Here is a 26,116-nt window from a genome sequence, read left to right on the forward strand (position 1 = left end):
AACTACCTGAATGACGACTACCATACAGCCATCCCGTAGATGTTCAACAGATGGCCTATCATTGATTGATCCAGCTCACATTCCCCGGATAAATGAGGCACACCAATTCAATTTGCTGTCATATAACTTTATACTGCCATTGTTAATTAATGGTTAATCAGGTGTATTTAATGAAAACTATTGCCTCAGCGCCACTGGCGGAAAATGTCATGATGCCGCAGTACGACCGCCAACAATTAAAAACGCGGATTGTACATTTTGGTTTCGGTGCTTTTCATCGCGCCCATCAGGCGTTATTAACCGACAGGGTGCTGAATGCGCAGGGCGGAGACTGGGGAATTTGCGAGATCAGTCTGTTCAGTGGCGATCGGCTGATGCGTCAGCTTCGCGAACAGGATCATTTATTTACCGTGTTAGAAAAAGGGGCTAACGGCAACCAGCCTATTGTTATCGGTGCCGTTAACGAATGCCTGAACGCCACGCTGGATTCGCTGGCGGCCATTATTGAAAAATTCTGCGAGCCTCAGGTCGCGATTGTCTCGTTAACCATCACGGAAAAAGGCTACTGCATCGATCCGGCAACGGGTTCGTTAGATCTCTCTAATGCGCGTATTATTCACGATCTGCAGACACCGGCTGAACCGCACTCCGCCCCCGGTATAATCGTAGAAGCGCTGCACCGCCGACGTGAACGTGGACTGCAGCCGTTTACCGTCCTTTCCTGCGATAACATCCCGGACAATGGTCATGTGGTAAAAAATGCCGTACTGGGGATGGCGGAAAAACGCTCTCCTGAGCTGGCGCACTGGATCCAGGAACACGTCAGTTTCCCGGGTACTATGGTGGATCGGATTGTTCCCGCCGCCACCGAAGAGTCGCTGGCTGAAATCGCCCACGAGCTGGGCGTTGCCGATCCTTGCGCAATCAGCTGCGAGCCGTTTATTCAGTGGGTGATTGAAGACAACTTTGTCTGTGGTCGTCCGCAATGGGAAACCGCGGGTGTCCAGATGGTCGAAAACGTCTTGCCGTGGGAACAAATGAAACTGCGGATGCTGAACGGCAGCCATTCGTTTCTCGCTTATCTCGGCTATCTGGCCGGATTCCAGCACATCAGCGACTGTATGCAGGATAGCGCATTTCGTGAAGCCGCTTACCGGCTGATGCTCACCGAACAGGCCCCCACGCTGCAAATTACCGATGTTGATTTAAATCAGTATGCCTTAAGCCTGCTGGACCGCTTTGCCAATCCGGCGCTGAAACACAAAACCTGGCAAATCGCGATGGATGGTAGCCAGAAATTACCCCAGCGAATGCTGGAAGGGATCCGCGTGCATTTAGCACGTCAAAGCGAGTGGCCGCTGTTGGCGCTCGGCATCGCAGGCTGGATCCGCTACGTGAGCGGTGTGGATGATTCAGGCGCTACGATTGATATTCGTGACCCGCTCAGTGAGAAAATTGCCTCTCTGGTGGCACAGAGCACTGAATCAGAACGCGTCAGCGCCCTGCTTTCGCTGCATGAGATTTTCGCCGCCGATCTCGTACAGAATCCGCAGTTTGTCGCGGTCATTCAGCAGGCCTGGCAACGTATTGCCCAATACGGTGCGCATCAGGCTGTCATTGAAACGTTAAAAAATTAACGATTTCTGCCATTAAACAGGACGAAGCACGTCTTCGTCCCCTCACCCCTTCTCTTTTTCCCCATTTTTCGCCAGGATTGTTAAATGCCATTACGGTAATTTATGATTCTGGAGTAATTGTGACTAAAACCAATCTCATCACTGGTTTTCTCGGCAGTGGCAAAACCACCTCTATTCTTCATCTATTGGCGAACAAGGATCCCGCAGAGAAGTGGGCCGTGCTGGTCAATGAGTTTGGTGAAGTAGGTATTGATGGCGCCCTGTTAGCCGACAGCGGCGCATTGCTAAAAGAGATCCCCGGCGGCTGTATGTGCTGCGTTAACGGTCTACCGATGCAGGTTGGCCTCAATACGCTGCTGCGTCAGGGAAAACCCGATCGATTGCTGATTGAACCCACTGGCCTCGGACACCCTAAACAAATTCTGGATTTACTCACCGCACCGGTTTACGAACCGTGGATCGATCTGCGCGCGACCCTCTGTATTCTTGACCCCCGGCTGTTACTGGATGAAAAAAGCGTCGCCAATGACAATTTCCGCGATCAGCTGGCCGCCGCAGATATCATTGTTGCCAATAAAGCCGACCGCGCCACAGCGGAAAGCGAAAACGCCTTGCAAACCTGGTGGCAACACTACGGCGGTAATCGCCAGTTGGTTCATGCCGACCATGGGCAAATTGACGGGCAGTTACTGGATTTACCCCGACTAAACCTGGCAGAGCTTCCTGCAAGCGCAGAGCACGCCCATAGCCATGCAGACAAAAAGGGACTGGCGGCATTGAGTCTGCCGTCACAGCAGCGCTGGCGGCGCAGCCTGAACAGCGGCCAGGGCCATCAGGCCTGCGGTTGGATTTTTGACGCCGATACGGTGTTCGATACCATCGGTCTGCTGGAATGGTCCCGTCTTGCCCCCGTGGGGCGCGTGAAAGGTGTCATGCGTATAAAGGAAGGGCTGGTGCGCATTAACCGCCAGGGAGACGACTGGCATATTGAGACGCAAAACGTCGCGCCACCGGATAGCCGTATTGAACTCATCGCCGATACTGAGACCGACTGGAATACGCTACAGAGTGCATTGTTGAGACTTCGTTTAGACGCTAACGCGTAAGGTTGCCTTCGTTTTTATAGCAATGGTAAACGATGATGAAAACCCGATACCCTCTTATTCTCCTACTCAATATTGCGGGGCTGGCGCTGTTTCTGTCCTGGTATCTTCCTGCCGGGCATGGGATCTGGTCTTCATTGGATACGGGCGTTTTCCGCTTCTTTAACCAGAAACTGGTGGAAAGCCCGCAGTTCTTGTGGATTGTTGCTATTACCAATAACCGGGCATTTGATGGTTGCTCCTTGCTGGCAATGGGCGCCTTGATGCTGCATTTTTGGCTGAAAGAGACGTCGGAAGGTCGCCGACGCATTGTCGCTATTGGCCTGGTTATGCTGCTCACCGCAGTGGTATTAAATCAGTTAGGCCAGGCGCTTATTCCCGTTAAACGCGCCAGCCCTACTCTGATGCTGGATAATATTTATCGCGTCAGCGAACTGTTGCATATTCCGACTAAAGATGCGTCCAGAGACAGTTTCCCCGGCGATCACGGTATGATGCTGCTTATTTTTTCCGCATTTATGCTGCGTTATTTCGGAAAAGTCGCCGGAATAATCGGCCTTATTATCGCTGTGGTTTTTGCCTTTCCACGCATAATGATTGGCGCTCACTGGCTCACCGATATCGTGATCGGTTCCATGACTGTCGTCTTGATTGGTCTTCCTTGGTGGCTAATGACACCGTTAAGCGACCGATTAGTCACTCTGTTTGCGAATTATCTGCCCGGTAAAAACAAACATTTTTTAAACAAATAACGCACAGTAATTAACATCATCAGGGAAAACTCTGATTCCCTGATGATGCTTGTCAATATTTCATCATTCTGGCTGTCATTCTCCCGTCATCTTATTCATCTTTAAAATGATTGGGTTGCGTCTTTTTTATCCCGATTGTTCTTAATTTAGGCAATGCCGGTTATTCACTTTCTGTATCAATTTTTCTTATAAGAAATCACGTAAATTCACTCGCAATGACCGGACCGATCGGGTAATCTCGAACTCGTTTTGCCTCGCGGGATAATTATTCTCTTCAGGAATAAATTTGTGCGTTCTGCCACAGATTTGACCTTAAAGAATTGTCTCATCGTGCGATGGTAATTAGTCTCGTCACGTTTGGCATTTTTTATAACGATATTTATCGTTAAGGACTTCAAGGGAAAACAAACAAAATGGTCAAATCTCAACCGATTTTGAGATATATCTTGCGGGGCATACCCGCGATAGCAGTTGCGGTTCTGCTTTCTGCATGTAGCACAACGAACACCGCCAGGAATATGCATTCTGAGACGCATGCTGTGGGCAATGGAGATAACTCTTCACTGCAAGCCTCTCAGGATGAATTTGAAAATATGGTCCGTAATATCGATGTTAAATCACGTATTATGGACCAGTATGCTGACTGGAAAGGCGTGCGTTACCGCCTTGGCGGCAGCACCAAAAAAGGTATTGATTGTTCAAGCTTCGTACAACGTACGTTCCGCGAGCAATTTGGTTTAGAGCTTCCTCGCTCAACCTACGAACAACAGGAAACGGGTAAATCCGTTTCGCGCACTAACCTGCGCACAGGCGATCTGGTTCTGTTCCGTGCTGGCTCCACTGGCCGTCACGTCGGTATTTATATCGGCAACAACCAGTTCGTACACGCCTCGACCAGCAGCGGCGTTATCATTTCCAGCATGAACGAACCTTACTGGAAAAAACGTTACAACGAAGCTCGCCGGGTCCTGAGCCGAAGTTAATTTCGTTTGGCAGCTATCCCTTGGCTATCCTGATGAGACATTTTGAAAAGCACTGCTTCGGCGGTGCTTTTTTTTTGCTTTGTCTTGTGACTAAGAAAAATCTCACAAGGTGAGTCATTTCAGGTTATATTCATACAGAATAAGCGGTTAACTCAGGTAAACATAAGGAACTATGTTTAAACGCTCCTCTTCATCCAATCAGAAAATCCTGCTTTCCTGTATGTTAACGGGGCTTATCGTCGCGCTCCTGGTGAGTACCCTGCAATTTTTCGTGACCTGGCATAAACGAGACATTAAGTACGACACGCTCCTTTCCGATATCCAGAATTATGTCAGCAGCTACTTCGCCGATCTCAAATCCACCACAGATGACCTTCAGCCACTGGTCGCCAACAGTTGCCAACAAGTCGCTGCTCAACTGACCTCCAGCGCGGCCTTTAGCCTCAACGTTCGCGCATTTTTACTGGTCAAAAACGGCATTGCTTTCTGCTCCTCCGCAACGGGCGCAATGTTCACCCCGATTTTAGATCTGGTCCCAAGCCTCGATATCAGCAGAAATATTGATGTGGAATTACTCCCCGGTACGCCCATGATGCCGAACAAGCCGGCGATAATGATTTGGCACCGGAACCCATCGTTCACTGATAGCGGCGTGTTTACCTCACTGAATATTAATCTGGCCCCTTATCTGCTTTATACCGCCCGACAGGATGATTTTAACGGCATTGCCATAGTCGTCGGTGATAACGCGATTTCAACATTTTCATCACGGATTATTGATGCCTCCGCTCTGCCCCACTCTCACTGGCGGCAGGCGACCGTGGAAGGTATTCCGCTACAGATTCGTTTATATGCCGATGAGTGGACCTATACCGATGTCTGGTATTCGATTATGTTGGGATGCATGGCGGGGATTATTGCTGCGCTTCTTCTCTGGTACTACATCTACACCATCCGTTTACGTCCGGGCAAAGATATCCTCAACGCTATCAAACATAACCAGTTTTATGTGGTGTACCAGCCCGTGGTAGAGGTGCAGACACTGGAGGTGAAAGGTGTAGAGGTGTTATTACGCTGGAATCATCCGACAACGGGTGAGATCCCACCGGATGCTTTTATTCACTACGCCGAATCCCAGAAAATGATTGTCCCGCTGACCCAGCATCTCTTTAAGTTGATAGCCCAGGACGCACCGATGCTGCAAAAAGTGTTACCCGCTGGTGCAAAATTGGGGATCAATATCGCGCCAACGCATCTGCACGGCGAGACATTTAAAGACGACATTCATCACCTGCAGACCTCGCTTCCCGCAAACCATTTCCAGATGGTGCTGGAAATCACCGAACGGGATATGCTTAATCAACACGAAGCCACAAAGCTTTTTGAATGGCTTCATTCCGCAGGTTTTGAAATTGCCATTGATGATTTTGGCACCGGTCATAGCGCGCTGATTTACCTGGAACGCTTTACCGTTGACTACCTGAAAATCGATCGCGGCTTTATTAACGCCATTGGAACAGAGACCCTGACCTCTCCGGTTCTGGACGCCGTGTTGACACTCTCTAAGCGTCTTAATATGCTGACGGTTGCTGAAGGGGTTGAAACGCCTGAGCAAGCCCGTTGGCTGCGCGATCGTGGAGTGCATTTTTTCCAGGGATACTGGATTAGCCGACCATTAAAACTTGCTGATTTCGTGCGTTGGATGGCGCAGCCCAATAAGCCGACGTGGTGATCGCAGTATGCGAATCATATACTCTCACTCGCCGCCACATCCCTTATCTTTCAGGCATGATGCCCGTCGGGTTGTGGCAGGAAAAGGAAATCGCATTTAATGATCCCTCGCGTATTGCTGCTGTTTATCGCCCTCATCGGGTTTAGCGCCGAGGCGCAGTCCATCAAAGAAAGCTATGCTTTTGCCGTACTGGGCGAACCGAAGTACGCGTTTAACTTTAATCACTTTGATTACGTCAACCCTGCGGCCCCCAAAGGCGGGCAAATCACCCTCTCCGCCATCGGCACGTTCGATAACTTCAACCGCTATGCGATGCGCGGTAACCCCGGAGCACGTACCGAAACGCTTTACGATACGCTGTTTACTACCTCTGACGATGAACCTGGCAGCTATTATCCGCTCATCGCCGACAGCGCACGCTATGCTGATGACTATTCCTGGGTAGAAATCGCCATCAATCCGCGGGCGCGTTTTCACGATGGCTCCCCCATTACCGCCAGCGATGTCGCATTCACCTTCCACAAATTTATGACTGAAGGCGTGCCGCAATTTCGCCTGGTCTACAAGGGAACAACGGTAAAAGCGATCGCGCCATTAACCGTACGTATTGAATTAGCCAAACCGGGTAAAGAGGACATGCTCAGCCTGTTTTCATTACCCGTGATGCCAGAGAAGTACTGGAAAGATCATAAGCTCAGCGATCCCTTATCATCGCCTCCGCTCGCCAGCGGTCCTTATCGCATCACGAAATGGAAGATGGGTCAGTACATTGTCTATTCGCGCGTCAACGATTATTGGGCCGCTAATCTGCCCGTCAACCGTGGCCGCTGGAACTTTGATACCATCCGCTACGACTACTATCTGGATGACAACGTCGCCTTTGAAGCGTTTAAGGCCGGAGCGTTTGACCTGCGTCTTGAAAACGATGCCAAAAACTGGGCGACACGTTATACCGGTAAAAATTTCGCGAATCATTACATCATCAAAGATGAGCAAAAAAACGAATCCGCCCAGGATACCCGTTGGCTGGCGTTTAATATTCAGCGCCCGGTGTTCAGCGACCGACGGGTGCGAGAAGCCATCACCCTGGCCTTTGATTTTGAATGGATGAATAAAGCTCTGTTCTATAACGCCTGGAGTCGGACCAACAGCTATTTTCAGAACACAGAGTATGCCGCTCAAAATTACCCCGATGCGGATGAACTGGTAATACTTGCGCCCTTGAAAAAAGATCTCCCCCCTGAGGTCTTCAGCCAAATTTATCAGCCGCCGAAATCAAAAGGCGATGGCTACGATCGTGACAACCTGTTGAAAGCCGATGCCTTACTGGAGCAGGCCGGATGGGTACTTAAGGGACAACAGCGCGTAAACAGCGCCAACGGTAAACCTCTGAGCTTTGAACTGTTGCTCCCGGCGGGCAGTAACAGTCAGTGGGTGCTGCCGTTCCAGCACAACCTGCAGCGCTTAGGCATTACAATGAACATCCGCCAGGTTGATAACTCACAAATTACAAACCGGCTGCGCAGTCGTGACTATGACATGATGCCGAGATTGTATCGCGCAATGCCGTGGCCAAGTTCGGACCTGCAAATTCTCTGGGCCTCTGAATATATTGACTCCAGCTATAACGCCCCGGGCGTGCAAAGCCCGGTGATTGATAAACTGATCAACCAAATCATCGCGGCGCAGGGTGATAAAGCCAAACTAATCCCACTCGGTCGGGCACTGGACAGGGTATTAACCTGGAACTACTACATGTTGCCGATGTGGTTTATGGCAGAGGATCGCATCGCCTGGTGGGATAAGTTTTCGCATCCAGCTATTCGCCCCATTTATACCATTGGTCTCGACAACTGGTGGTACGACGTTAACAAAGCGGCGAAACTGCCAGCAGCCAGACGGCAGGGAGAATAAATGGGCGCTTATCTGATTCGACGTCTGCTACTGGTGATCCCAACGCTTTGGGCCATCATCACCATCAACTTTTTTATCGTGCAGATTGCCCCCGGTGGTCCGGTTGAGCAGGCCGTCGCCGCCATTGAGTTCGGGCAAAGCGGGGCATTACCCGGCGCGGGTAGTGAAGGCATTCGCGCCAGCCACGCGCAAACCGGCGTCGGCAATATCAGCGACAGTAATTACCGAGGCGGCCGTGGTCTTGACCCGGAAGTGATCGCCGAAATCACTCGCCGTTACGGGTTCGATAAGCCTATTCATGAGCGTTATTTCAAAATGCTCTGGGACTATATTCGTTTCGATTTCGGCGACAGCCTGTTTCGTAGCGCCTCAGTGCTGACGCTTATCAAAGACAGCCTGCCTGTTTCCGTCACGCTGGGGCTATGGAGTACGCTCATTATCTATCTGGTGTCGATACCGCTTGGGATCCGCAAAGCCGTTCACAACGGCAGCCGATTTGATGTCTGGAGCAGCGCATTCATTATTATTGGCTATGCCATACCGGCCTTTTTGTTTGCGATTTTACTGATCGTCTTTTTTGCCGGGGGCAGCTATTACGACCTGTTCCCGCTTCGCGGACTGGTTTCCGCCAATTTTGATTCCCTGCCCTGGTATCAGAAAGTGACCGACTACCTTTGGCATATTACCCTGCCAGTGCTGGCGACGGTGGTTGGGGGTTTTGCCGCGCTAACCATGCTGACCAAAAACTCATTTCTGGATGAGGTACGCAAACAGTATGTCGTCACCGCGCGCGCCAAAGGGGTCAGCGAGAAAAACATTCTGTGGAAACATGTGTTTCGCAATGCCATGTTGCTGGTAATCGCTGGCTTCCCGGCAACGTTTATCAGCATGTTTTTTACCGGTTCGCTGCTGATTGAAGTGATGTTTTCACTTAACGGTCTGGGACTACTGGGTTATGAATCCACCGTATCACGTGACTACCCGGTAATGTTTGGCACGCTCTATATCTTCACCCTGATCGGTCTGCTGCTGAATATCCTCAGCGACATCAGCTATACGCTGGTCGATCCCCGTATTGATTTTGAGGGACGCTAATGTCGCGATTAAGCCCCGTCAATCAGGCCCGCTGGGCGCGTTTTCGCCATAACCGTCGCGGCTATTGGTCGCTGTGGATTTTTCTACTGCTCTTCGGCCTTAGCCTGTGTTCAGAACTGATTGCCAATGATAAGCCGCTACTGGTGCGCTACGACAGTAGCTGGTATTTCCCCCTGTTCAAAAACTACAGTGAAAGCGACTTCGGCGGACCATTGGCGACCCAGGCTGATTATCAGGATCCGTGGTTACAGCAGCGCCTGGAAAACCGGGGCTGGATCCTGTGGGCGCCGATACGCTTTGGAGCCACCAGCATTAACTTTGCCACTGATAAGCCCTTCCCTTCCCCGCCTTCTGCACAAAACTGGCTGGGAACGGACGCCAACGGTGGTGATGTGCTGGCACGGATCCTCTACGGCACACGTATTTCTGTCCTGTTCGGATTAATGCTAACCCTGTGCTCCAGCGTGATGGGGATCATGGCTGGCGCAATCCAGGGCTATTATGGCGGCAAGGTGGATCTGTGGGGGCAACGATTCATTGAGGTTTGGTCAGGTATGCCAACGCTGTTTTTGATCATACTGCTGTCGAGCGTGGTCCAGCCAAACTTCTGGTGGCTACTGGGCATTACCGTGCTGTTTGGCTGGATGAGCCTGGTTGGCGTGGTACGCGCGGAATTTTTACGTACCCGAAACTTTGATTACATTCGTGCCGCTCAGGCGCTTGGCGTGAGCGATCGCAGTATTATTCTGCGCCATATGCTGCCCAATGCGATGGTCGCCGCCCTGACCTTTTTACCGTTTATATTATGCGCCTCGATCACCACTCTGACCTCGCTGGATTTTCTTGGCTTCGGCTTACCGCTTGGCTCGCCATCGCTGGGAGAACTCCTGTTACAGGGTAAAAACAACCTGCAGGCACCGTGGCTTGGCATCACCGCGTTCATCTCCGTTGCCCTGCTATTATCGCTACTGATATTTATTGGTGAAGCGGTACGCGACGCGTTCGATCCCAACAAGGCGATTTAAGATGACACAACCACTGTTAGCTATTGAAAATTTATCGGTAGGTTTTCGCCAACAGGAGACCGTGCGCACCGTGGTCAATACCCTCTCACTGAGGGTTGAAGCCGGGCAAACTCTGGCGCTGGTGGGCGAGTCCGGTTCGGGTAAAAGCGTGACCGCACTTTCTATTCTACGGTTATTACCGACCCCTCCCGCAGTCTACCTTTCCGGCGACATCCGTTTTCATGGTGAATCATTGCTTCATGCCGATGAGCAGACGCTTCGCGGCGTTCGCGGGAATAAAATCGCCATGATTTTCCAGGAACCAATGGTGTCGCTAAACCCGCTTCACAACCTGGAAAAACAGCTGTATGAAGTGCTGTCGCTGCATCGGGGAATGCGTCGGGAGGCCGCGCGGGCAGAAATACTGACCTGTCTGGATCGGGTCGGCATCCGTCAGGCGGCCAAACGTCTCGCAGACTATCCGCACCAGCTGTCCGGCGGCGAACGCCAGCGCGTGATGATCGCCATGGCGCTGCTTACGCGACCGGAGCTGCTTATTGCCGATGAACCGACCACCGCGCTGGATGTCTCCGTACAGGCGCAAATCCTACAGCTGCTGCGGGAGCTACAGCGCGAGCTGAACATGGGATTACTGTTTATCACCCACAACCTCAGCATTGTGAAAAAACTCGCCGATACCGTTGCGGTGATGCAAAACGGCCAGTGCGTTGAGCAAAATCGAGCAGCACAGCTGCTCACTGCGCCAACACATCCCTACACGCAGAAATTGTTAAACAGCGAACCTTCCGGCGATCCGGTGCCTGTACCTGCCGGGCAAGCGCCATTGCTGGAAGTGGAAAAACTCTGCGTTGCCTTCCCCATCCGTAAAGGTATCCTGAAGCGCGTGGTGGACCATAACGTTGTGGTTAACAACGTCAGTTTTTCCCTGCGGCCCGGTGAAACGCTGGGGCTGGTCGGGGAGTCAGGATCGGGGAAAAGCACTACCGGGCTGGCGCTACTGAGGTTAATCACCTCACAGGGAAGCATTGTGTTCGATGGCCTGGCGCTGCATACCTTAAATCGCCGCCAGCTGTTACCAGTACGTCACCGCATTCAGGTCGTGTTTCAGGATCCCAACTCCTCGCTGAACCCGCGCCTGAGCGTGCTACAGATTATTGAGGAGGGACTGCGCGTTCATCAGCCAACCCTGTCAGCCGAGCAGCGCGAAGCGCAGGTGAAAGCGGTAATGGCGGAAGTGGGACTGGATAGCGAAACGCGGCATCGTTACCCGGCGGAGTTTTCCGGCGGTCAACGTCAACGCATAGCCATTGCCAGAGCCTTGATTCTCAAGCCTTCCCTGATCATTCTGGATGAACCAACATCGTCGCTCGACAGAACCGTACAGGCGCAAATCCTGACGTTGTTAAAGTCTTTACAGGAAAAGCATCGCCTGGCTTATATCTTTATCAGCCATGATTTGCACGTAGTACGCGCGTTATGCCATCAGGTTATTGTGCTAAGGCAGGGAGAGGTCGTGGAGCAAGGACAATGCGAGCACGTATTTAACGCGCCACAGCAGGCATATACGCGTCAGCTGCTCGCGCTAAGCTGACGCTCAAAACGGATTGTTATTTGAAAACGGCTCTGCGATGGCCACGCCGAAGTTTTTCAGTCTGCAGGTCGCGGCAAATTCATCCTGACGATTCACAAACAGGCACGGCTCCCCTTCGCATTCCAACACGGAACAAGGTACCTCAATGTCGCTGAGGGCCTGGCTGAGTTTATGCATGACTGACCACGCGCTGTCACCATCAGGGCTAAGCAATTTGAGCGCCACCAGGCTGTTCTCATTGCTCTGACCGTTTTGCGGAATCGGTTCAACCTTTGAACCTGCGAAACCCACCGACCAACGATAGCACTGTGGCAGACGATGAACGATTGAGAGTTGTAATGTCATCACTTTCTTTCCCTGGAAGTACAATCACTTCACAATTATTTTACATCAATATTAACACATCATTGACAATACGTCTTTAAACAGTTCGTAAACGTTTACACCCTGACTTTATGCCACTTTCCGAACCAAATATTTAAATTTATTCAACGGTTCTGGCATATTTCCGCGCTATATGTACTCGTTTCTGCGATCTAACTCAACCTTTTTAACTACAATGATGTGACTTTTTACATAAATTGATTTTACATAAAATAAACATAAACGGGGAAATTGATAGATTTTCGGTTGATGTACATCAACTCTGGAGGCCCTATCGCCCCCAGGTTGTGTAATAGATCACCGTTTTTTGGCGCGGCTGGCGTAGAGATAGAAGAGAATTGAGCAGGTAGCGCAAAATGCTATCGACCAGATCATCGGCCAGGCCGAGTTAAAGGTCGCCAGTGACAGCAGCGCCCCAACGATGGCGCCAATGCCAAAACGGAACGTCCCTGCCAGCGATGACGCCGTTCCCGCCATATGCGGAAATTCATCCAGAATGACCGCCATGGCGTTGGATGACACCATCGACACGCAGCCAACAAACGCCGCAACGCCCACCACCAGCGCCCAGAAACCAACCCCGAACAGCGCGCTAAAGACCATCCAGCCCGCCATCACGAACTGGATCCACAGGCCAGTACGGAACATATTCAACGCCCCAACCCGACGAACAAAGCGGCTGTTGATGATGGTCATCACGAACAGGAAAACAATGTTCAGCGCGAAGTAATAGCCGAAATGCTGCGGTGAAACGTGGTTAATCTCAATGTAAACAAAAGGTCCGGCGCTCAGGAACGAGAACATCCCGGCAAAACTAAACCCACTGGCCAGCATATAGCTCAGTACACGCTTGTGGCGAAACAGCGAGGCAAAGTTGCCGAGAGTAGTACGCAAGCGAAACGGCTGGCGGCGCTCAACCGGCAAGGTCTCTTTGATCAGCGTAAAGCTCATCACCGACGCCAGAATAGCCGCCACGGCGAGGATCCAAAAGATGTAGTGCCAGCTCAGCCATACCAATACCCAGCCGCCCACGATGGGTGCCAGTAAGGGTGCAATTGTCGTGACCAGCATGACAAAGGACATCATGCGCGAAAACTCTTCCTTCGGATAGATATCGCGCATCAGGGCGTTGATAACCACGCTCGCCGCTGCCGCAGCCAGACCATGGAAGAAACGCATCACGATCAGTTGATCGATAGTTTGTGCCAGCGCACAGGCAACTGCCGCCGCCGCAAACACCAGCGTCCCGCCCAGAATCACCGGCTTGCGCCCAATGCTGTCAGCCATTGGACCATAGAGTAACTGCCCCACCGCGAACCCAAGAATATAGGTACTGAGGGTCATCTGCGCGCTACCTGCAGGCACACCAAACTGTTCAGAGATAACAGGTAGCGCCGGAAGATACATATCAATCGACAACGGCATCAGCATGGCTAACAAGCCAAGGATAAAGACAATGGCAATTGACGAGTTCTGCCGGGTGGTCACATTTAGCTCCTGAAATTAACGCGGGGTTAAGTTAACGCTGGCGATTTCTTCTTCGGTCAATGGACGGTATTCACCCGGCTCCAGATCCTCATCAAGCTTGATGTCACCAATCCGTTCACGGTGCAGTTCCACAACGTGGTTACCGACGGCGGCAAACATACGTTTAACCTGATGATAGCGCCCTTCGCTGATGGTCAATCGCACCTGAGTTGGCGTAATAACCTCCAGCACGGCCGGTTTGGTCAGGTCTTTCTCATTATGCAGTTGTACGCCATGGGCAAACTGTTCGGCGGTGTCATCTGCCACCGGCGACTCCAGCGTCACCAGATAGGTTTTCTCACAATGGTGACGTGGCGAAGTGATGCGATGCGACCACTGTCCGTCATCGGTCATCAGCACCAGTCCGGTGGTGTCGATATCCAGGCGCCCTGCCGCATGCAGTTTGTAGGCAACCGGCTCATCAAGGAAATAGAGCACTGTCGGGTGATCCGGGTCATCCGTTGAGCAAACATAGCCCTGAGGTTTATTCAGCATAAAATAGCGCGGGCCATTTTGTTGAATCAGGGAATTGCCGTCATATTCTACGTCGTGTTCTGGCAGCAGCTTAAAGGCACTGTTTTTGACGATTTCACCGTCGACGGTAACGCGGTTAGCACGGATCTCACGCCCGGCAATAGCGCGGCTGACGCCGAGTTGCTGAGCGATAAATTTATCAAGTCGCATGAGTGTGATTTTTGCCTGTAAAAAACAAGAAGCGGGATTGCGCCCGAAAAGTGGGACGATTATCCGCCCAGTATAGCGGCGTTACACCATCCCTCAAGGGAAATGATTCATGGCATACTATACATTGTTGCTGCTTACCTTAATGAGCCCATGATTTTTACTCTTCGCCCGTACCAAAAAGAAGCCGTGGATGCCACGCTCAACCATTTCCGCCACCACCGCACGCCAGCGGTTATCGTCCTGCCAACCGGTGCGGGAAAAAGCCTGGTGATTGCTGAACTGGCCCGCGTGGCGCGTGGTCGCGTGCTGATACTGGCGCACGTTAAAGAACTGGTCGCGCAAAACCATGCCAAATATCGCGCGCTGGGGCTGGAAGCCGATATTTTTGCCGCAGGTCTGAAGCGTAAAGAGAGCCACGGGAAAGTGGTATTTGGCAGCGTACAGTCGGTGGCGCGTAATCTTGACGCCTTTCAGGGAGAGTTCTCGCTGCTTATCGTCGATGAATGTCACCGTATTGGTGATGATGACGAGAGTCAATATCAGCAAATCCTCACTCACCTGACCAAAGTAAATCCCCACTTACGCCTGCTCGGGCTTACTGCCACTCCTTTTCGTTTGGGCAAAGGCTGGATTTATCACTTTCATTATCACGGTATGGTGCGCGGCGATGAAAAAGCGCTGTTTCGTGACTGCATTTATGAATTACCGTTGCGTTACATGATTAAACACGGCTACCTGACGCCGCCAGAACGCCTCGACATGCCGGTAGTGCAGTATGACTTCAGCCGCCTGCAGGCGCAGAGTAACGGCCTGTTTAGCGAAACGGATCTGAATCAGGAACTGAAAAAGCAGCAGCGAATAACGCCGCATATCATCAGCCAGATTGTCGAGTTTGCCCAGACGCGCAAAGGGGTGATGATTTTCGCTGCTACAGTGGAGCACGCCAAAGAAATTCTGGGCCTGCTGCCTGCTGACGATGCCGCGCTAATCACCGGAGACACGCCAGGCGCAGAGCGTGATGTGCTGATTGAAGAGTTCAAAGCCCAGCGCTTTCGCTATCTGGTGAATGTGTCGGTCCTGACCACTGGCTTCGATGCCCCGCACGTCGACCTTATCGCCATTCTGCGCCCGACGGAGTCAGTTAGCCTTTACCAACAAATTGTCGGTCGCGGCCTGCGCCTGGCGCCGGGTAAAACCGACTGTCTGATCCTCGATTATGCCGGTAACCCGCACGATCTTTACGCGCCGGAAGTGGGGGCGCCGAAAGGGAAAAGCGATAACGTTCCGGTGCAGGTGTTCTGTCCCGCCTGCGGGTTTGCAAACACCTTCTGGGGCAAAACAACGGCAGACGGCACGCTGATTGAACACTTTGGCCGCCGCTGTCAGGGGTGGTTTGAAGATGATGACGGCCATCGCGAACAGTGCGATTTTCGTTTTCGTTTTAAAAACTGCCCACAATGCAACGCGGAAAATGATATCGCCGCCCGCCGTTGTCGGGAGTGCGACACGGTGCTGGTTGACCCGGATGACATGCTGAAAGCCGCGCTCAGGCTCAAAGATGCGCTGGTCCTGCGCTGTAGCGGCATGGTGTTACAAAACGGCCAGGATGAAAAAGGCGAATGGCTAAAAATCACCTATTACGATGAAGATGGTGCCGACGTTAGCGAACGCTTTCGCCTGCATACTCCCGCGCAACGTACGGCTTTCGAGCAACTGTTTATTCGCCCGCACACCCGAACGCCCGGTATTCCCTTACGCTGGATAACCGCCGCCGATATCCTCGCCCAGCAGGCGCTGTTACGTCATCCTGATTTCGTGGTGGCGCGCATGAAAGGTCAGTACTGGCAGGTCCGTGAAAAGGTCTTCGATTATGAAGGACGCTATCGTCGGGCACATGAATTACGCGGTTAATCGTACTTTTGATTGATGTACCAGCCGTTTAAGTATAGAATCTCGCCCGCTTTTGCATACGCAAAGCAGATCACTTACCTGTTGCTGGGTCGCCTGTAGCAGGAATTATTAAAGAGAGATTTAAATGTTTACTATCAACGCTGAAGTACGTAAAGAGCAGGGTAAGGGTGCGAGCCGCCGCCTGCGTGCCGCTAACAAGTTCCCGGCAATCATCTATGGTGGCGCAGAAGCCCCGGTTGCTATCGAACTGGATCACGATGCAGTTATGAACATGCAAGCTAAAGCTGAATTCTACAGCGAAGTTCTGACCATCGTTGTTGACGGTAAAGAAGTGAAAGTTAAAGCTCAGGCAGTACAGCGTCACCCGTTCAAGCCGAAGCTGGCACACATCGACTTCGTTCGCGCGTAATCGCTTACAAGTTGAAGAAAACCCCGCCTCGGCGGGGTTTTTTTATGGGATTTTGTTGGCGGTAAAGATGAATCACGCAGGCCGGATAAGGCGTTAACGCCCCCATCCGGCAAACGGCTTTATTTCCCGCCCGAGGTACGACGCTGTAGCTGATCGCGCAGGTTCGGCGGCGTACCTTTGATGGTCAAAGTATCTGTGGCTGGATCCCAGAAAATACGCTCACCCAGTAACATGGCGTCGAAGTTGATGGTTAACCCGCCGCCGCTTCCGGCAAATTTGGTTAACTGGCGCAGCGTGCTGCGATCTGCCGGGAAGCTCTCTTCCAGTTCGTAGCCTTTATCAGCGGTAAATTCGCTGAAGCTGACTTCACTGACGCCGGAAAGCTCTTTGGACAGCGACTCCAACTCGATCTCTTCACCGGCCTGCAGTTGCTCGTTGCAGTAGCTGTACACCTGCTGACGCACGTTCTGGCGTTCTGCTTTATCGAGTTGCGCCTCGGCGGTAAAGTCATCGACCGCCTGCAACAGGCCGCGGTTTTGCGCTTTGGCGTTAAGCCCCTCGCTGGCACCCAGGAAGTCCATAAAGAAATCGGCGACTTTGCGCCCTACCCGCCCTTTCAGGAACGTCAGATAGCGCGTGGACTCCGGGTTGGTTTCCCACTCGGTTAAATCAATACGCGCCACGATATCCGCATGATTGATATCCAGATAGTGCGTCGGGTTGATATCCAGATTTTCATTGACGCGCATACTGCTTAAATTGTTCAGCACGGCGACCAGCAGATACTCTACCGCCAGATAGCGGTAATGGCAGAACAGGACAATGCCGCCATCGGCAAAAGGATATTTCGCCAGTTCGTCCCGCAAGCGCCCTGTCGCTGCACGACTAAAGGCCAGAAAATCCTCTTCGCCCTGACGCTGTAAACGCAGCGTTTGCGCCAGTTCACTCTCTGCGCTAAACAGGCCATAAGCTTTATTCTTGGCGCTGTACACCCGATGCAACTCAGCCATCATATCGACAACGGTCGCTGTCGGTTCCAGTAATGAATCGCGCAAGACCAGCTCAAGGTTCTGCTCGTCACGTTTGATAAGCTGGTGCAGGGCAATCTGGTTGATATCCAGACTCATGATAAACTCTCCTTTTAGACTGGGCGGTATTCAACCACCTGCCGGGCAGTGACGCAATAGAAGATAAAAAAGCAGAAAAAAAACTGTCTGTACGGTAATATGTTGCCCTTTCATGAACAGACTGATTTCGATTTATGCCACAAATTTCCCGCTATAGTGACGAACACGTTGAACAACTGCTGAATGAGATGCTCAACGTACTGGAAAAACATAAGGCGCCGACCGACCTTTCCCTGATGGTACTGGGAAATATGGTGACTAACCTTATCAATACAAGCATCGCACCGGCCCAGCGCCAGGCGATTGCCAACTCTTTTGCCCGCGCATTGCAGTCTTCGGTAAACGACGACCAAGCGCATTAAGAGCCTGCTCCGGGGAAACGAACAACAGTTTATGGTAACTCATCGTCAACGCTACCGTGAGAAAGTCTCCCAGATGGTTAGCTGGGGGCACTGGTTTGCCTTGTTCAACATTCTGTTGGCCATGGTGCTCGGTAGCCGTTACCTGTTTGTCGCCGACTGGCCGACAACCCTTGCAGGTCGTGTTTATTCCTACCTGAGCGTTGTCGGGCATTTTAGCTTTCTGGTGTTCGCCACCTATCTGCTGATCCTGTTTCCCCTGACGTTTATCGTCATGTCCCAGAGGCTGATGCGATTCTTATCAGCTATTCTGGCGACGGCTGGCATGACGCTGTTGCTAATCGACAGCGAAGTTTTCACCCGCTTCCACCTGCATCTCAATCCGATCGTCTGGGAACTGGTCATCAACCCAGACCAGAATGAAGCGGCGCGTGACTGGCAGCTGATGTTTATCAGCGTACCGGTTATTCTGTTAATTGAAATGCTGTTTGCGACCTGGAGCTGGCAAAAGCTGCGCAGCCTGACGCGTCGTCGCCATTTTGCCAAACCGTTAGCAGCATTCTTCTTCGTTTCCTTTATCGCCTCGCACGTGGTGTATATCTGGGCGGATGCCAATTTCTATCGCCCGATTACCATGCAGCGTGCGAATCTGCCGCTCTCCTACCCGATGACGGCACGTAAATTCCTGGAAAAACATGGCCTGCTGGATGCGCAAGAGTATCAGCGTCGCCTGATCGAACAGGGCAATCCGGAAGCGGTTTCCGTGCAGTACCCGCTCAGCGAACTGCGCTATCGCGATATGGGCACCGGTCAGAACGTGCTGCTGATTACCGTCGACGGTCTGAACTACTCACGCTTTGAAAAACAGATGCCTGCGCTGGCTGAATTCGCCGGGCAGAATATCTCGTTTACGCGTCACATGAGCTCAGGCAACACCACGGATAACGGCATCTTTGGCCTGTTCTATGGTGTCTCGCCAAGCTACATGGACGGCATTTTGTCGACCCGTACGCCTGCGGCGCTGATTACTGCACTGAACCAGCAGGGTTACCAGTTAGGGCTATTCTCCTCGGATGGCTTTACCAGCCCGCTGTATCGCCAGGCGCTGCTGTCAGACTTCTCCATGCCAAGCGTACAAACGCAATCTGACGAACAAACCGCAAGCCAGTGGATTAACTGGCTGGGACGCTACGCGCAGGAAGATAACCGCTGGTTCTCGTGGGTCTCCTTTAACGGGACGAACCTTGATAACAGCAACCAGAAGAACTTTGCCAAACGCTATGCCAGCGCCGCTCAGGATGTGGATGCCAATATTAACCGTATTCTTAGTGCCCTGCGCGACTCCGGTAAACTGAACAACACGGTGGTGATTATTACCGCAGGTCGGGGCGTGCCTCTGACTCCGGAAGAGAACAATTTTGCCTGGTCGCGTGGTCATCTGCAGGTTCCGCTGGTTATTCACTGGCCGGGAACGCCTGCCCAACGCATCAATAGCCTGACCGATCATACAGACCTGATGACAACGCTCATGCAGCGCCTGCTGCACGTCAGCACGCCTGCTAACGAATACTCGCAGGGGCAGGATCTGTTCAATGCAAACCGCCGCCATTACTGGGTTACCGCCGCCGACGGCAGCACGATGGCCGTTACCACACCAGAGATGACGCTGGTGCTGAACAACAACGGTAATTATCAGACCTATGATTTACGCGGCGAAAAAATAAAAGATCAGAAACCGCAGCTAAGCCTGCTGCTACAGGTTCTGACGGATGAGAAACGATTTATTGCTAACTGATTAATTATAAATCACTTAGCGATGCTTCCCCTTGCATTCGCAGCGGAAAGCAGTAGTATTAGCAGCTATAGCGTCGGCACGTAGCGCAGCCTGGTAGCGCACCGTCATGGGGTGTCGGGGGTCGGAGGTTCAAATCCTCTCGTGCCGACCAAAAATCCCAGAAAAACCAACCTTCATGGTTGGTTTTTTTATGCCCGCGATTCCACGTTCCTTATTATTACCCCGGCCTTTAGCACAGGTTTTACTACTTACCCATGCACAAATTGGGGTAAAATTTACCCTCTCATCAGCGCGATGAAACTAGACGAGTGATGCGCTGAAAACAATAATGATACTAATAAAAACTCAGGAGAATAGTATGCCTGAAGCAACGCCTTTTCGGGTGCTGATTGTCGACGACCACCCACTAATGCGGCGAGGAATTAGTCAATTATTGCAACTGGATCCCGCATTTAACGTAGTCGCGGAAGCAGGTGACGGTGCCAGCGCTATCGATCTGGCTAACCGTCTGGACCTGGATGTGATCCTGCTGGATCTCAATATGAAAGGCATGAGCGGACTGGACACCCTGAACGCGCTGCGCCGGGATGGCGTCACCGCGCAAATTATTATTCTTACCGTCTCGGATGCAGCCAGCGATGTGTACGCCTTAATTGATGCCGGCGCGGATGGTTATTTACTCAAAGACAGCGATCCTGAAGTCTTGCTGGAGGCCATTCGCAGCGGCGCCAAAGGCGGTAAAGCTTTTAGCACACGCGTCAGCGAATATCTGCGCGAACGCGATCTGTTCGGTGCACAAGAAGATCCCTTCAGCATTCTCACCGAACGTGAACTGGATGTATTGCATGAACTGGCTCAGGGGCTGTCGAACAAGCAGATTGCGTCAGTGCTGAATATTTCCGAACAGACCGTGAAAGTGCATATTCGCAACCTGCTGCGCAAACTCAATGTGCGCTCTCGCGTTGCTGCCACCATCCTGTTTTTACAAACGCGCGGGATGCAGTAATCCATGAAGAGGCCGGATAGCCCCGATATGCGAAGCGCTATCGGGGCTATTCTGGATACTTATTTCTCCTGCGGCGTTAGCTGCTCCATCGCCTGCTTAATGCTCCGTTCTATTACCGCCCGACGGGTATCGTTGGCAGGTAATAGTTTCAGCATCATCTCCCACGCCGCAACCGCCTCGCCGAAGCGCTGCTGTTCAAAGGCGTTGAAAGCGTACATGCTGAGAACCCGAACGTTGGCATGTTCGCCACGCACCAGTTGGCGTAGCAGCTCCCCTCCCCGACGGTTATCATCAGGATCGGAAGAACGGGTCAGCGCTTCCGCATAGCCCAGCGCCGCATCGCTGTTTTTAGGATCCAGTCGATAGGCATTGGCATAGGCTTCAGTGGCCGTACTGGCGTTACCGAGAACCATGCCAATGCGTCCAAGCATGATCCAGCCTTCAACATTTGCGGGATCGGCTTGTAAACGCGTGCGCAGCCCCAGCGCCAGACGCGCCATATCTTCTTCATTGAGCGGTTCCGCTTTCGGATCCAACGCCCGCTCCAGCAGCGCCGGAGCCTGAGCGGTGGCCTGCTGCCAGACCTGAACCTGCTTATAGCTGCCGATTTGGTAATAGCTTACTGCGCCAACCACCAGCGCCACCACGATCCCAGGCACAAACAACCCGAATCCACCGCGCTTGCCATTCGGAATAATATCGTCAGGAAACGCTTCCTGTTTCACCCGGACGCGTCGGCGAGTACGGGCGAAAATAATCCAGCCCCCCAGACCAATCGCTACCACCGGCATCACCCACAGCAGCACGGTGAGCGGCGTTAACGGCGGATCGTACGTGACGAAGTTGCCGTAGCGCGCCACCATGTAATCGACAATTTCTTTCTGGCTTTTTCCTTCCTGCATCAGTTCGTACACTTTCTGACGCAGGTCGGTAGCAATCATCGAGTTAGAATCGGCAATGCTGTTGTTCTGGCATTTAGGACAACGCAGTTGTTCAGTAAGCTGGCGGAACTGCTGCTCCTGCGCTTCGTCCTTAAACTGCATCACGTCGATAGTCGCAAGCGCGGATCCCGAGATAACCAGCATTAGCAGGCCCAGTAAAAATCTCATTGCGCAGCCTCCTTACTGTACTTGTCCCATAACGGTTTGATCTCGCTCTCCCACACCCGGGCGTTCAGATCGCCGGCATGGCGATAGCGAATAATGCCTTTGCCGTCGATCAGGAACGTCTCCGGAGCACCGTACACGCCAAGATCCAGACCGAGCATACCGTCGCCGTCAAACAGACTTAATGAGTAAGGATTACCCAGCTCTTTCAGCCAGACAATGGCTTTCTGACGATCATCTTTATAGTTCAGACCCACTACCCGCACGCCTTGCGCAGACAGCTGATTCAGATACTGATGCTCGGCGCGACAGGTTGGGCACCAGGTCGCCCAGACGTTCAGCAATACCGGTTTGCCCTGCGTCAGCACATCGGCCTGATAGTGCTGACCCGGATTTTCCAGTGACTCCAGGCGGAATGTCGGAACAGGTTTGCCGATCAGCGCCGATTCCAGATTAGTGGGATCGTCCCCCTGAGCGTTACGCGCGAGCTGCCACAACAGCGCCGCCGCAATGATGAGAAAAATAATAAACGGAATTAACAGTGCGTTGCGCTTCATACAGCCTCCGACGCATTTTTTTGCACCGCGGCGCGAGGTCGCGTCCGCTGGCGATAGCGTGGATCAAACAGGCAGAACAACCCGCCCAGCGCCATCAGCAATCCTCCGGCCCAAATCCAGCGAATAAACGGTTTGTAGTACAGGCGTACAGCCCATGCGCCATTATCCAGTTCTTCACCCAGCGCAGCGTAAAGATCGCGCGTGAATCCGCCGTCAATTGCCGCTTCGGTCATCATCGAACTGGTGCTGTTATAGAAGCGTTTTTCCGCATGCAGCGTGGCTTCTGGCTTACCATCTCGGGTAACGCCAATAATGGCAACGCCACCCCGGTAGTTTGGCCCGGTAATATCTTTCACTTCGCGGAAAGTGAACTGATAGTTATGGATACTAACGCTATCACCCGCTTTCATGCGCACATCGCGTTCAACGCTGTAGTTCTGGCTAAAGGCAATACCAACAATGGTAATCGCCAGCCCGACGTGACCCGATACCATGCCCCAGTAGCTTGGCGTTAGCTTTGTCCCACGGGAAATACGCAGGAACGCTTCGGACATCGCCAGTACGAATATCCAGCACGCCATCGCCAGCCCCACCACTGTCATGGCGGCAATGCGATCCTCAAGCAGCCACGGCAGCAGCAGTGACAGAACAAGGGTGGTGACAAACGCGATAAGCAATAACGTTTTCAGTTTACGCGGTCGGTCACGGCCCCAGCGCACTAATGGCCCAATCCCCAACAACAGTGCGAACGGCGCCATCAGCCAGGTGAACATGGTGTTGAAAAACGGCTCGCCAATCGAAATGCTGCCCAGCCCCAGCTGTTTGTGCACCAGCGGCAGCAGTGTGCCCAGTAGCACCACCAGCATGGCGGCAATCAGCAGGACGTTATTCCCCAGCAGCAGCGATTCACGCGACCACAGCGCGTTGTTCACCCGTGAGCGAACCTTGTGACCGCGCACCGCAAACAGCAGCAGGGAGCCGCCAATTACCAGCACCATAAAGGCCAGAATAAACATTCCGCGCGACGGATCGGAGGCGAAAGCATGCACCGACACCAGTACGCCGGAGCGCACCAGGAAAGTACCTAACAGACAAAGTGAGAATGCGCAGATTGACAGCAACAGCGTCCAGGCTTTAAAGCTGGCGCGCTGTTCGGTTACCGACAACGAGTGCATCAGCGCCGTTCCCACCAGCCATGGCATAAACGAGGCGTTTTCAACCGGATCCCAGAACCACCAGCCGCCCCAGCCCAGCTCGTAATAGGCCCAGGCCGAACCGAGCACAATGCCCAGCGTCAGAAACACCCACGCCGCCAGCGTCCACGGACGCGAAAAACGGGCGAATGTGCTGTCCAGTCGTCCGCTCATCAGCGCAGCAATCGCAAACGCAAAGGCGACCGAGAAGCCGACATACCCCATGTACAGCAGCGGCGGATGGAAAATCAGCCCCGGATCCTGCAACAGCGGGTTCAGGTCACGTCCTTCAATCGGGAAGTTCGGCAACGTGCGGGCAAACGGGTTGGAGGTAAACAGAATAAACAGCAGGAAACCGACGCTGACCATTCCCATGACCGCCAGCACGCGGGCGACGATATCCAGCGGCATGCGCTGGCTGAACGCTGCAACGGCGAACGTCCAGCCGCTCATCAGCAGCACCCACAGCAGCAGCGAGCCTTCATGCGCCCCCCACGTCGCCGCCACCCGATACCAGACCGGAAGCTGGGTATTGGAGTTGCTGGCGACGTAGGTCACGGTAAAGTCATTAACCACGAAGGCGTTGACCAGAATCAGGAACGCCCCCATCACACAGATAAACAGTACCCAGGCAAAGGGACGCGCGGAGGCCATCATCCGCACGTCGCCGCGCGCTACGCCCCACAGAGGATAGACCGACAGCAGTAATGCAACGCCAAGCGCAAGGCACAACAGCGCATTGCCAATTTCAGGCATCATGACGTTTTATCCTTATAAACACTTTCCGGGCGACGGTGGTTTTCCTGCATCGCTTTTTCGACTTCCGGCGGGGTGTAATTTTCATCATGTTTAGCAAGCACTTCTTTAGCCTGCACATGATTTCCCCCGTCCAGTTCGCCCTGAACGACGACGCCCTGCCCTTCGCGGAACAGATCCGGCAGAATGCCTTCATAGGTGACATCCACCACACCTTCGGCGTCATAGATGCTGAAATTCACCTTCAGCGACTGCGGATCGCGCTTTACGCTGCCAGGCATAACCATACCGCCCACGCGCAGGCGCTGGCCGACTTCAGGCATTTGCTGCGTTTCGCGCTTCCCGTAGAGTATCTCTCCCGGCGTATAGAACAGATCGATATTGGAACGCAGCGCGTAGAGCACCAGCGAAATGGTCAAAGCCAGACCTGCCAGGACCGCGCAGGCTATCCATAACCGATTTTTACGTCGAATATTCACGCCGCCTCCCGTTGCACTTGCGCCGCGCGCATGCGCGCTTCTCTCGCCCGCTGCTGCGCGACACCGCGTAAGATTGCACGATGCTGTAACGCAGAATGCAGCACCAGCGCCACCAGCGGGACAATGCTCATCGCCACAGCCAGCCAGACATACAAGGCGTAACCGCCCATCGCGAAAAAATCACTCCATGATGCAAATGCAGGGGTCATTGGCGGCCTCTTTTTAAGATCAGTTCGCTCACCCACGGGCGGCGTTTTTCCATCATCAAAATCAGGTTACGCATGCGCATCAGCGCCAGCGTGACAAACAGTAACAGGTAGCCGACGATCGCCAGACGCAGCGGCGCGCGCATTGCCGGATCGATACTCTGCTGCATACGAGTCGACCCCTGATGCAGCGTATTCCACCACTCGACCGAGTAGTGAATAATCGGCAAGTTGACCACGCCAATCAGCACCAGAATGCCGGCAGCGCGACCAGCCAGACGGCGGTCGTCAAAGGCATGCCACAGCGCTATGGCGCCAACGTAGAGAAACAGCAGCACCAATTCAGAGGTGAGTCGGGCATCCCAGACCCACCAGGTGCCCCACATCGGTTTGCCCCATGCAGAGCCAGTCACCAGCGCAATAAAGGTAAACACGGCACCAATGGGCGCCATCGCGGCCAGCGCCAGATTGGCCATTTTCATCTGCCAGACCAGGCCAATAAACGCGGCAACGGCCATCGATGCATAAATACCCATCGACCAGATTGCCGCCGGAACGTGCAGATAAATAATGCGATAGCTCTGCCCCTGCTGATAATCCGCAGGCGCGAAGCCAAAGCCCCAGATCAACCCGGTTATCAGTACCACCGCGCTGGCAATCGCCAGCCACGGGATAAACCAGCCGCAGATCTGATAGAGCCGAGGAGGCATCGCCAATTGATGAAGTGTTTTCCACATAGTTCAGTCACCAGACTCCGTAAATTAATATCCATTGTGCCGGAGCGC

At 52.8% G+C, this 26,116-nt stretch carries 24 protein-coding genes and 1 tRNA gene; 15 read left to right on the forward strand and 10 right to left on the reverse strand.

Going from position 1 to position 26,116, the window contains the following annotated elements; genetic code table 11:
- The first annotated feature begins 170 nt into the window (after positions 1 to 170).
- From OGV65_RS21730 to yejF, 9 genes are all read left to right on the forward strand, one after another.
- On the forward strand, positions 171 to 1,637 hold the full coding sequence (locus OGV65_RS21730; RefSeq protein ID WP_200080084.1) for a mannitol dehydrogenase family protein: 1,467 nt from the start codon (positions 171 to 173) through the stop codon (positions 1,635 to 1,637).
- A 119-nt stretch (positions 1,638 to 1,756) separates the two neighbouring features.
- Positions 1,757 to 2,743, forward strand: coding sequence for a CobW family GTP-binding protein (locus tag OGV65_RS21735; RefSeq protein WP_016153747.1), 987 nt, complete (start codon positions 1,757 to 1,759; stop codon positions 2,741 to 2,743).
- Between the two features lie 35 nt (positions 2,744 to 2,778).
- Complete coding sequence (locus tag OGV65_RS21740) at positions 2,779 to 3,492, forward strand: phosphatase PAP2 family protein (RefSeq protein ID WP_019077242.1); 714 nt, start codon at positions 2,779 to 2,781, stop codon at positions 3,490 to 3,492.
- 413 nt (positions 3,493 to 3,905) lie between these two features.
- Positions 3,906 to 4,475 carry a bifunctional murein DD-endopeptidase/murein LD-carboxypeptidase gene (gene mepS, locus OGV65_RS21745; protein ID WP_003027474.1) on the forward strand — a complete coding sequence of 190 codons (570 nt, stop codon included), beginning with the start codon at positions 3,906 to 3,908 and terminating at the stop codon, positions 4,473 to 4,475.
- A 172-nt stretch (positions 4,476 to 4,647) separates the two neighbouring features.
- Positions 4,648 to 6,207 carry a cyclic di-GMP phosphodiesterase gene (locus tag OGV65_RS21750; protein ID WP_235116891.1) on the forward strand — a complete coding sequence of 520 codons (1,560 nt, stop codon included), beginning with the start codon at positions 4,648 to 4,650 and terminating at the stop codon, positions 6,205 to 6,207.
- 99 nt (positions 6,208 to 6,306) lie between these two features.
- Entirely contained in the window at positions 6,307 to 8,121 is a 1,815-nt protein-coding gene (locus OGV65_RS21755) for an extracellular solute-binding protein (protein WP_016153750.1), read from the forward strand.
- Positions 8,122 to 9,216, forward strand: coding sequence for a microcin C ABC transporter permease YejB (locus OGV65_RS21760; protein WP_016153751.1), 1,095 nt, complete (start codon positions 8,122 to 8,124; stop codon positions 9,214 to 9,216). It begins immediately after the preceding gene.
- The gene (locus OGV65_RS21765) at positions 9,216 to 10,241 is read left to right on the forward strand and encodes an ABC transporter permease (protein ID WP_016153752.1); all 1,026 of its coding nucleotides are present in this window, start codon (positions 9,216 to 9,218) and stop codon (positions 10,239 to 10,241) included. The genes OGV65_RS21760 and OGV65_RS21765 overlap by 1 nt, the downstream gene beginning before the upstream one ends.
- 1 nt (position 10,242) lies before the next feature.
- Entirely contained in the window at positions 10,243 to 11,832 is a 1,590-nt protein-coding gene (gene yejF, locus OGV65_RS21770) for a microcin C ABC transporter ATP-binding protein YejF (RefSeq protein WP_047500955.1), read from the forward strand.
- Between the two features lie 3 nt (positions 11,833 to 11,835).
- Here the strand turns inward: yejF and OGV65_RS21775 are convergent, their stop codons facing one another.
- From OGV65_RS21775 to rsuA, 3 genes are all read right to left on the reverse strand, one after another.
- The gene (locus tag OGV65_RS21775; protein ID WP_029139605.1) at positions 11,836 to 12,180 is read right to left on the reverse strand and encodes a YejG family protein; all 345 of its coding nucleotides are present in this window, start codon (positions 12,178 to 12,180) and stop codon (positions 11,836 to 11,838) included.
- Positions 12,181 to 12,513: 333 nt separating this feature from the next.
- Positions 12,514 to 13,704, reverse strand: a complete 1,191-nt coding sequence (locus OGV65_RS21780) for a Bcr/CflA family multidrug efflux MFS transporter (protein WP_286455411.1) — start codon at positions 13,702 to 13,704, stop codon at positions 12,514 to 12,516.
- A 15-nt stretch (positions 13,705 to 13,719) separates the two neighbouring features.
- The gene (gene rsuA, locus OGV65_RS21785; RefSeq protein WP_016153756.1) at positions 13,720 to 14,427 is read right to left on the reverse strand and encodes a 16S rRNA pseudouridine(516) synthase RsuA; all 708 of its coding nucleotides are present in this window, start codon (positions 14,425 to 14,427) and stop codon (positions 13,720 to 13,722) included.
- Between the two features lie 150 nt (positions 14,428 to 14,577).
- Here rsuA and radD point away from each other — a divergent pair, with 150 nt between their 5' ends.
- The gene (gene radD, locus OGV65_RS21790) at positions 14,578 to 16,338 is read left to right on the forward strand and encodes a DNA repair helicase RadD (protein ID WP_032931694.1); all 1,761 of its coding nucleotides are present in this window, start codon (positions 14,578 to 14,580) and stop codon (positions 16,336 to 16,338) included.
- Between the two features lie 124 nt (positions 16,339 to 16,462).
- Positions 16,463 to 16,747, forward strand: a complete 285-nt coding sequence (rplY, locus tag OGV65_RS21795) for a 50S ribosomal protein L25 (RefSeq protein WP_016153758.1) — start codon at positions 16,463 to 16,465, stop codon at positions 16,745 to 16,747.
- Between the two features lie 119 nt (positions 16,748 to 16,866).
- Here the strand turns inward: rplY and yejK are convergent, their stop codons facing one another.
- Positions 16,867 to 17,874, reverse strand: coding sequence for a nucleoid-associated protein YejK (gene yejK, locus OGV65_RS21800; RefSeq protein WP_016157002.1), 1,008 nt, complete (start codon positions 17,872 to 17,874; stop codon positions 16,867 to 16,869).
- A 134-nt stretch (positions 17,875 to 18,008) separates the two neighbouring features.
- Here yejK and OGV65_RS21805 point away from each other — a divergent pair, with 134 nt between their 5' ends.
- The 4 genes from OGV65_RS21805 (at position 18,009) to narP (ending at position 21,034) form a co-directional block, all read left to right on the forward strand.
- Positions 18,009 to 18,236, forward strand: a complete 228-nt coding sequence (locus OGV65_RS21805; protein ID WP_003027506.1) for a YejL family protein — start codon at positions 18,009 to 18,011, stop codon at positions 18,234 to 18,236.
- A gap of 31 nt (positions 18,237 to 18,267) precedes the next feature.
- Positions 18,268 to 20,028, forward strand: coding sequence for an LPS biosynthesis-modulating metalloenzyme YejM (gene yejM, locus OGV65_RS21810; RefSeq protein WP_200046870.1), 1,761 nt, complete (start codon positions 18,268 to 18,270; stop codon positions 20,026 to 20,028).
- Between the two features lie 74 nt (positions 20,029 to 20,102).
- Positions 20,103 to 20,179, forward strand: a tRNA-Pro gene (locus tag OGV65_RS21815).
- A gap of 207 nt (positions 20,180 to 20,386) precedes the next feature.
- Complete coding sequence (gene narP / locus OGV65_RS21820) at positions 20,387 to 21,034, forward strand: nitrate/nitrite response regulator protein NarP (RefSeq protein ID WP_016153764.1); 648 nt, start codon at positions 20,387 to 20,389, stop codon at positions 21,032 to 21,034.
- A 59-nt stretch (positions 21,035 to 21,093) separates the two neighbouring features.
- Here the strand turns inward: narP and OGV65_RS21825 are convergent, their stop codons facing one another.
- The 6 genes from OGV65_RS21825 to OGV65_RS21850 are packed head-to-tail and all read right to left on the reverse strand — an operon-like array spanning position 21,094 to position 26,068.
- Positions 21,094 to 22,143 carry a cytochrome c-type biogenesis protein CcmH gene (locus tag OGV65_RS21825; protein WP_286455412.1) on the reverse strand — a complete coding sequence of 350 codons (1,050 nt, stop codon included), beginning with the start codon at positions 22,141 to 22,143 and terminating at the stop codon, positions 21,094 to 21,096.
- The gene (gene dsbE, locus OGV65_RS21830) at positions 22,140 to 22,697 is read right to left on the reverse strand and encodes a thiol:disulfide interchange protein DsbE (RefSeq protein ID WP_003834613.1); all 558 of its coding nucleotides are present in this window, start codon (positions 22,695 to 22,697) and stop codon (positions 22,140 to 22,142) included. Before dsbE ends, OGV65_RS21825 begins: the two co-directional genes overlap by 4 nt.
- Entirely contained in the window at positions 22,694 to 24,649 is a 1,956-nt protein-coding gene (locus OGV65_RS21835) for a heme lyase CcmF/NrfE family subunit (protein WP_016153766.1), read from the reverse strand. Before OGV65_RS21835 ends, dsbE begins: the two co-directional genes overlap by 4 nt.
- Entirely contained in the window at positions 24,646 to 25,125 is a 480-nt protein-coding gene (gene ccmE, locus OGV65_RS21840) for a cytochrome c maturation protein CcmE (protein ID WP_016153767.1), read from the reverse strand. The genes OGV65_RS21835 and ccmE overlap by 4 nt, the downstream gene beginning before the upstream one ends.
- Positions 25,122 to 25,334, reverse strand: a complete 213-nt coding sequence (gene ccmD / locus OGV65_RS21845) for a heme exporter protein CcmD (protein WP_016153768.1) — start codon at positions 25,332 to 25,334, stop codon at positions 25,122 to 25,124. Before ccmD ends, ccmE begins: the two co-directional genes overlap by 4 nt.
- Positions 25,331 to 26,068: a heme ABC transporter permease gene (locus OGV65_RS21850; protein WP_016153769.1), complete on the reverse strand. Its 738-nt coding sequence runs from the start codon at positions 26,066 to 26,068 to the stop codon at positions 25,331 to 25,333. Before OGV65_RS21850 ends, ccmD begins: the two co-directional genes overlap by 4 nt.
- Positions 26,069 to 26,116 lie beyond the last annotated feature (48 nt).

Source organism: Citrobacter sp. Cb004 (genome assembly GCF_030337065.1).
Taxonomy (GTDB): domain Bacteria; phylum Pseudomonadota; class Gammaproteobacteria; order Enterobacterales; family Enterobacteriaceae; genus Citrobacter; species Citrobacter braakii.

Excerpts from the sequence above, each read along its gene's own strand:
- OGV65_RS21850 (WP_016153769.1), bottom strand. The coding sequence starts at position 26,068 with ATGTGGAAAACACTTCATCAATTGGCGATGCCTCCTCGGCTCTATCAG.
- narP (WP_016153764.1), top strand. The coding sequence starts at position 20,387 with ATGCCTGAAGCAACGCCTTTTCGGGTGCTGATTGTCGACGACCACCCA.
- yejK (WP_016157002.1), bottom strand. The coding sequence starts at position 17,874 with ATGAGTCTGGATATCAACCAGATTGCCCTGCACCAGCTTATCAAACGT.
- radD (WP_032931694.1), top strand. The coding sequence starts at position 14,578 with ATGATTTTTACTCTTCGCCCGTACCAAAAAGAAGCCGTGGATGCCACG.
- dsbE (WP_003834613.1), bottom strand. The coding sequence starts at position 22,697 with ATGAAGCGCAACGCACTGTTAATTCCGTTTATTATTTTTCTCATCATT.
- rplY (WP_016153758.1), top strand. The coding sequence starts at position 16,463 with ATGTTTACTATCAACGCTGAAGTACGTAAAGAGCAGGGTAAGGGTGCG.
- yejM (WP_200046870.1), top strand. The coding sequence starts at position 18,268 with ATGGTAACTCATCGTCAACGCTACCGTGAGAAAGTCTCCCAGATGGTT.
- OGV65_RS21825 (WP_286455412.1), bottom strand. The coding sequence starts at position 22,143 with ATGAGATTTTTACTGGGCCTGCTAATGCTGGTTATCTCGGGATCCGCG.
- rsuA (WP_016153756.1), bottom strand. The coding sequence starts at position 14,427 with ATGCGACTTGATAAATTTATCGCTCAGCAACTCGGCGTCAGCCGCGCT.
- ccmD (WP_016153768.1), bottom strand. The coding sequence starts at position 25,334 with ATGACCCCTGCATTTGCATCATGGAGTGATTTTTTCGCGATGGGCGGT.
- OGV65_RS21805 (WP_003027506.1), top strand. The coding sequence starts at position 18,009 with ATGCCACAAATTTCCCGCTATAGTGACGAACACGTTGAACAACTGCTG.
- mepS (WP_003027474.1), top strand. The coding sequence starts at position 3,906 with ATGGTCAAATCTCAACCGATTTTGAGATATATCTTGCGGGGCATACCC.
- OGV65_RS21750 (WP_235116891.1), top strand. The coding sequence starts at position 4,648 with ATGTTTAAACGCTCCTCTTCATCCAATCAGAAAATCCTGCTTTCCTGT.
- OGV65_RS21730 (WP_200080084.1), top strand. The coding sequence starts at position 171 with ATGAAAACTATTGCCTCAGCGCCACTGGCGGAAAATGTCATGATGCCG.
- OGV65_RS21760 (WP_016153751.1), top strand. The coding sequence starts at position 8,122 with ATGGGCGCTTATCTGATTCGACGTCTGCTACTGGTGATCCCAACGCTT.
- yejF (WP_047500955.1), top strand. The coding sequence starts at position 10,243 with ATGACACAACCACTGTTAGCTATTGAAAATTTATCGGTAGGTTTTCGC.
- OGV65_RS21755 (WP_016153750.1), top strand. The coding sequence starts at position 6,307 with ATGATCCCTCGCGTATTGCTGCTGTTTATCGCCCTCATCGGGTTTAGC.
- OGV65_RS21740 (WP_019077242.1), top strand. The coding sequence starts at position 2,779 with ATGAAAACCCGATACCCTCTTATTCTCCTACTCAATATTGCGGGGCTG.
- OGV65_RS21835 (WP_016153766.1), bottom strand. The coding sequence starts at position 24,649 with ATGATGCCTGAAATTGGCAATGCGCTGTTGTGCCTTGCGCTTGGCGTT.
- OGV65_RS21765 (WP_016153752.1), top strand. The coding sequence starts at position 9,216 with ATGTCGCGATTAAGCCCCGTCAATCAGGCCCGCTGGGCGCGTTTTCGC.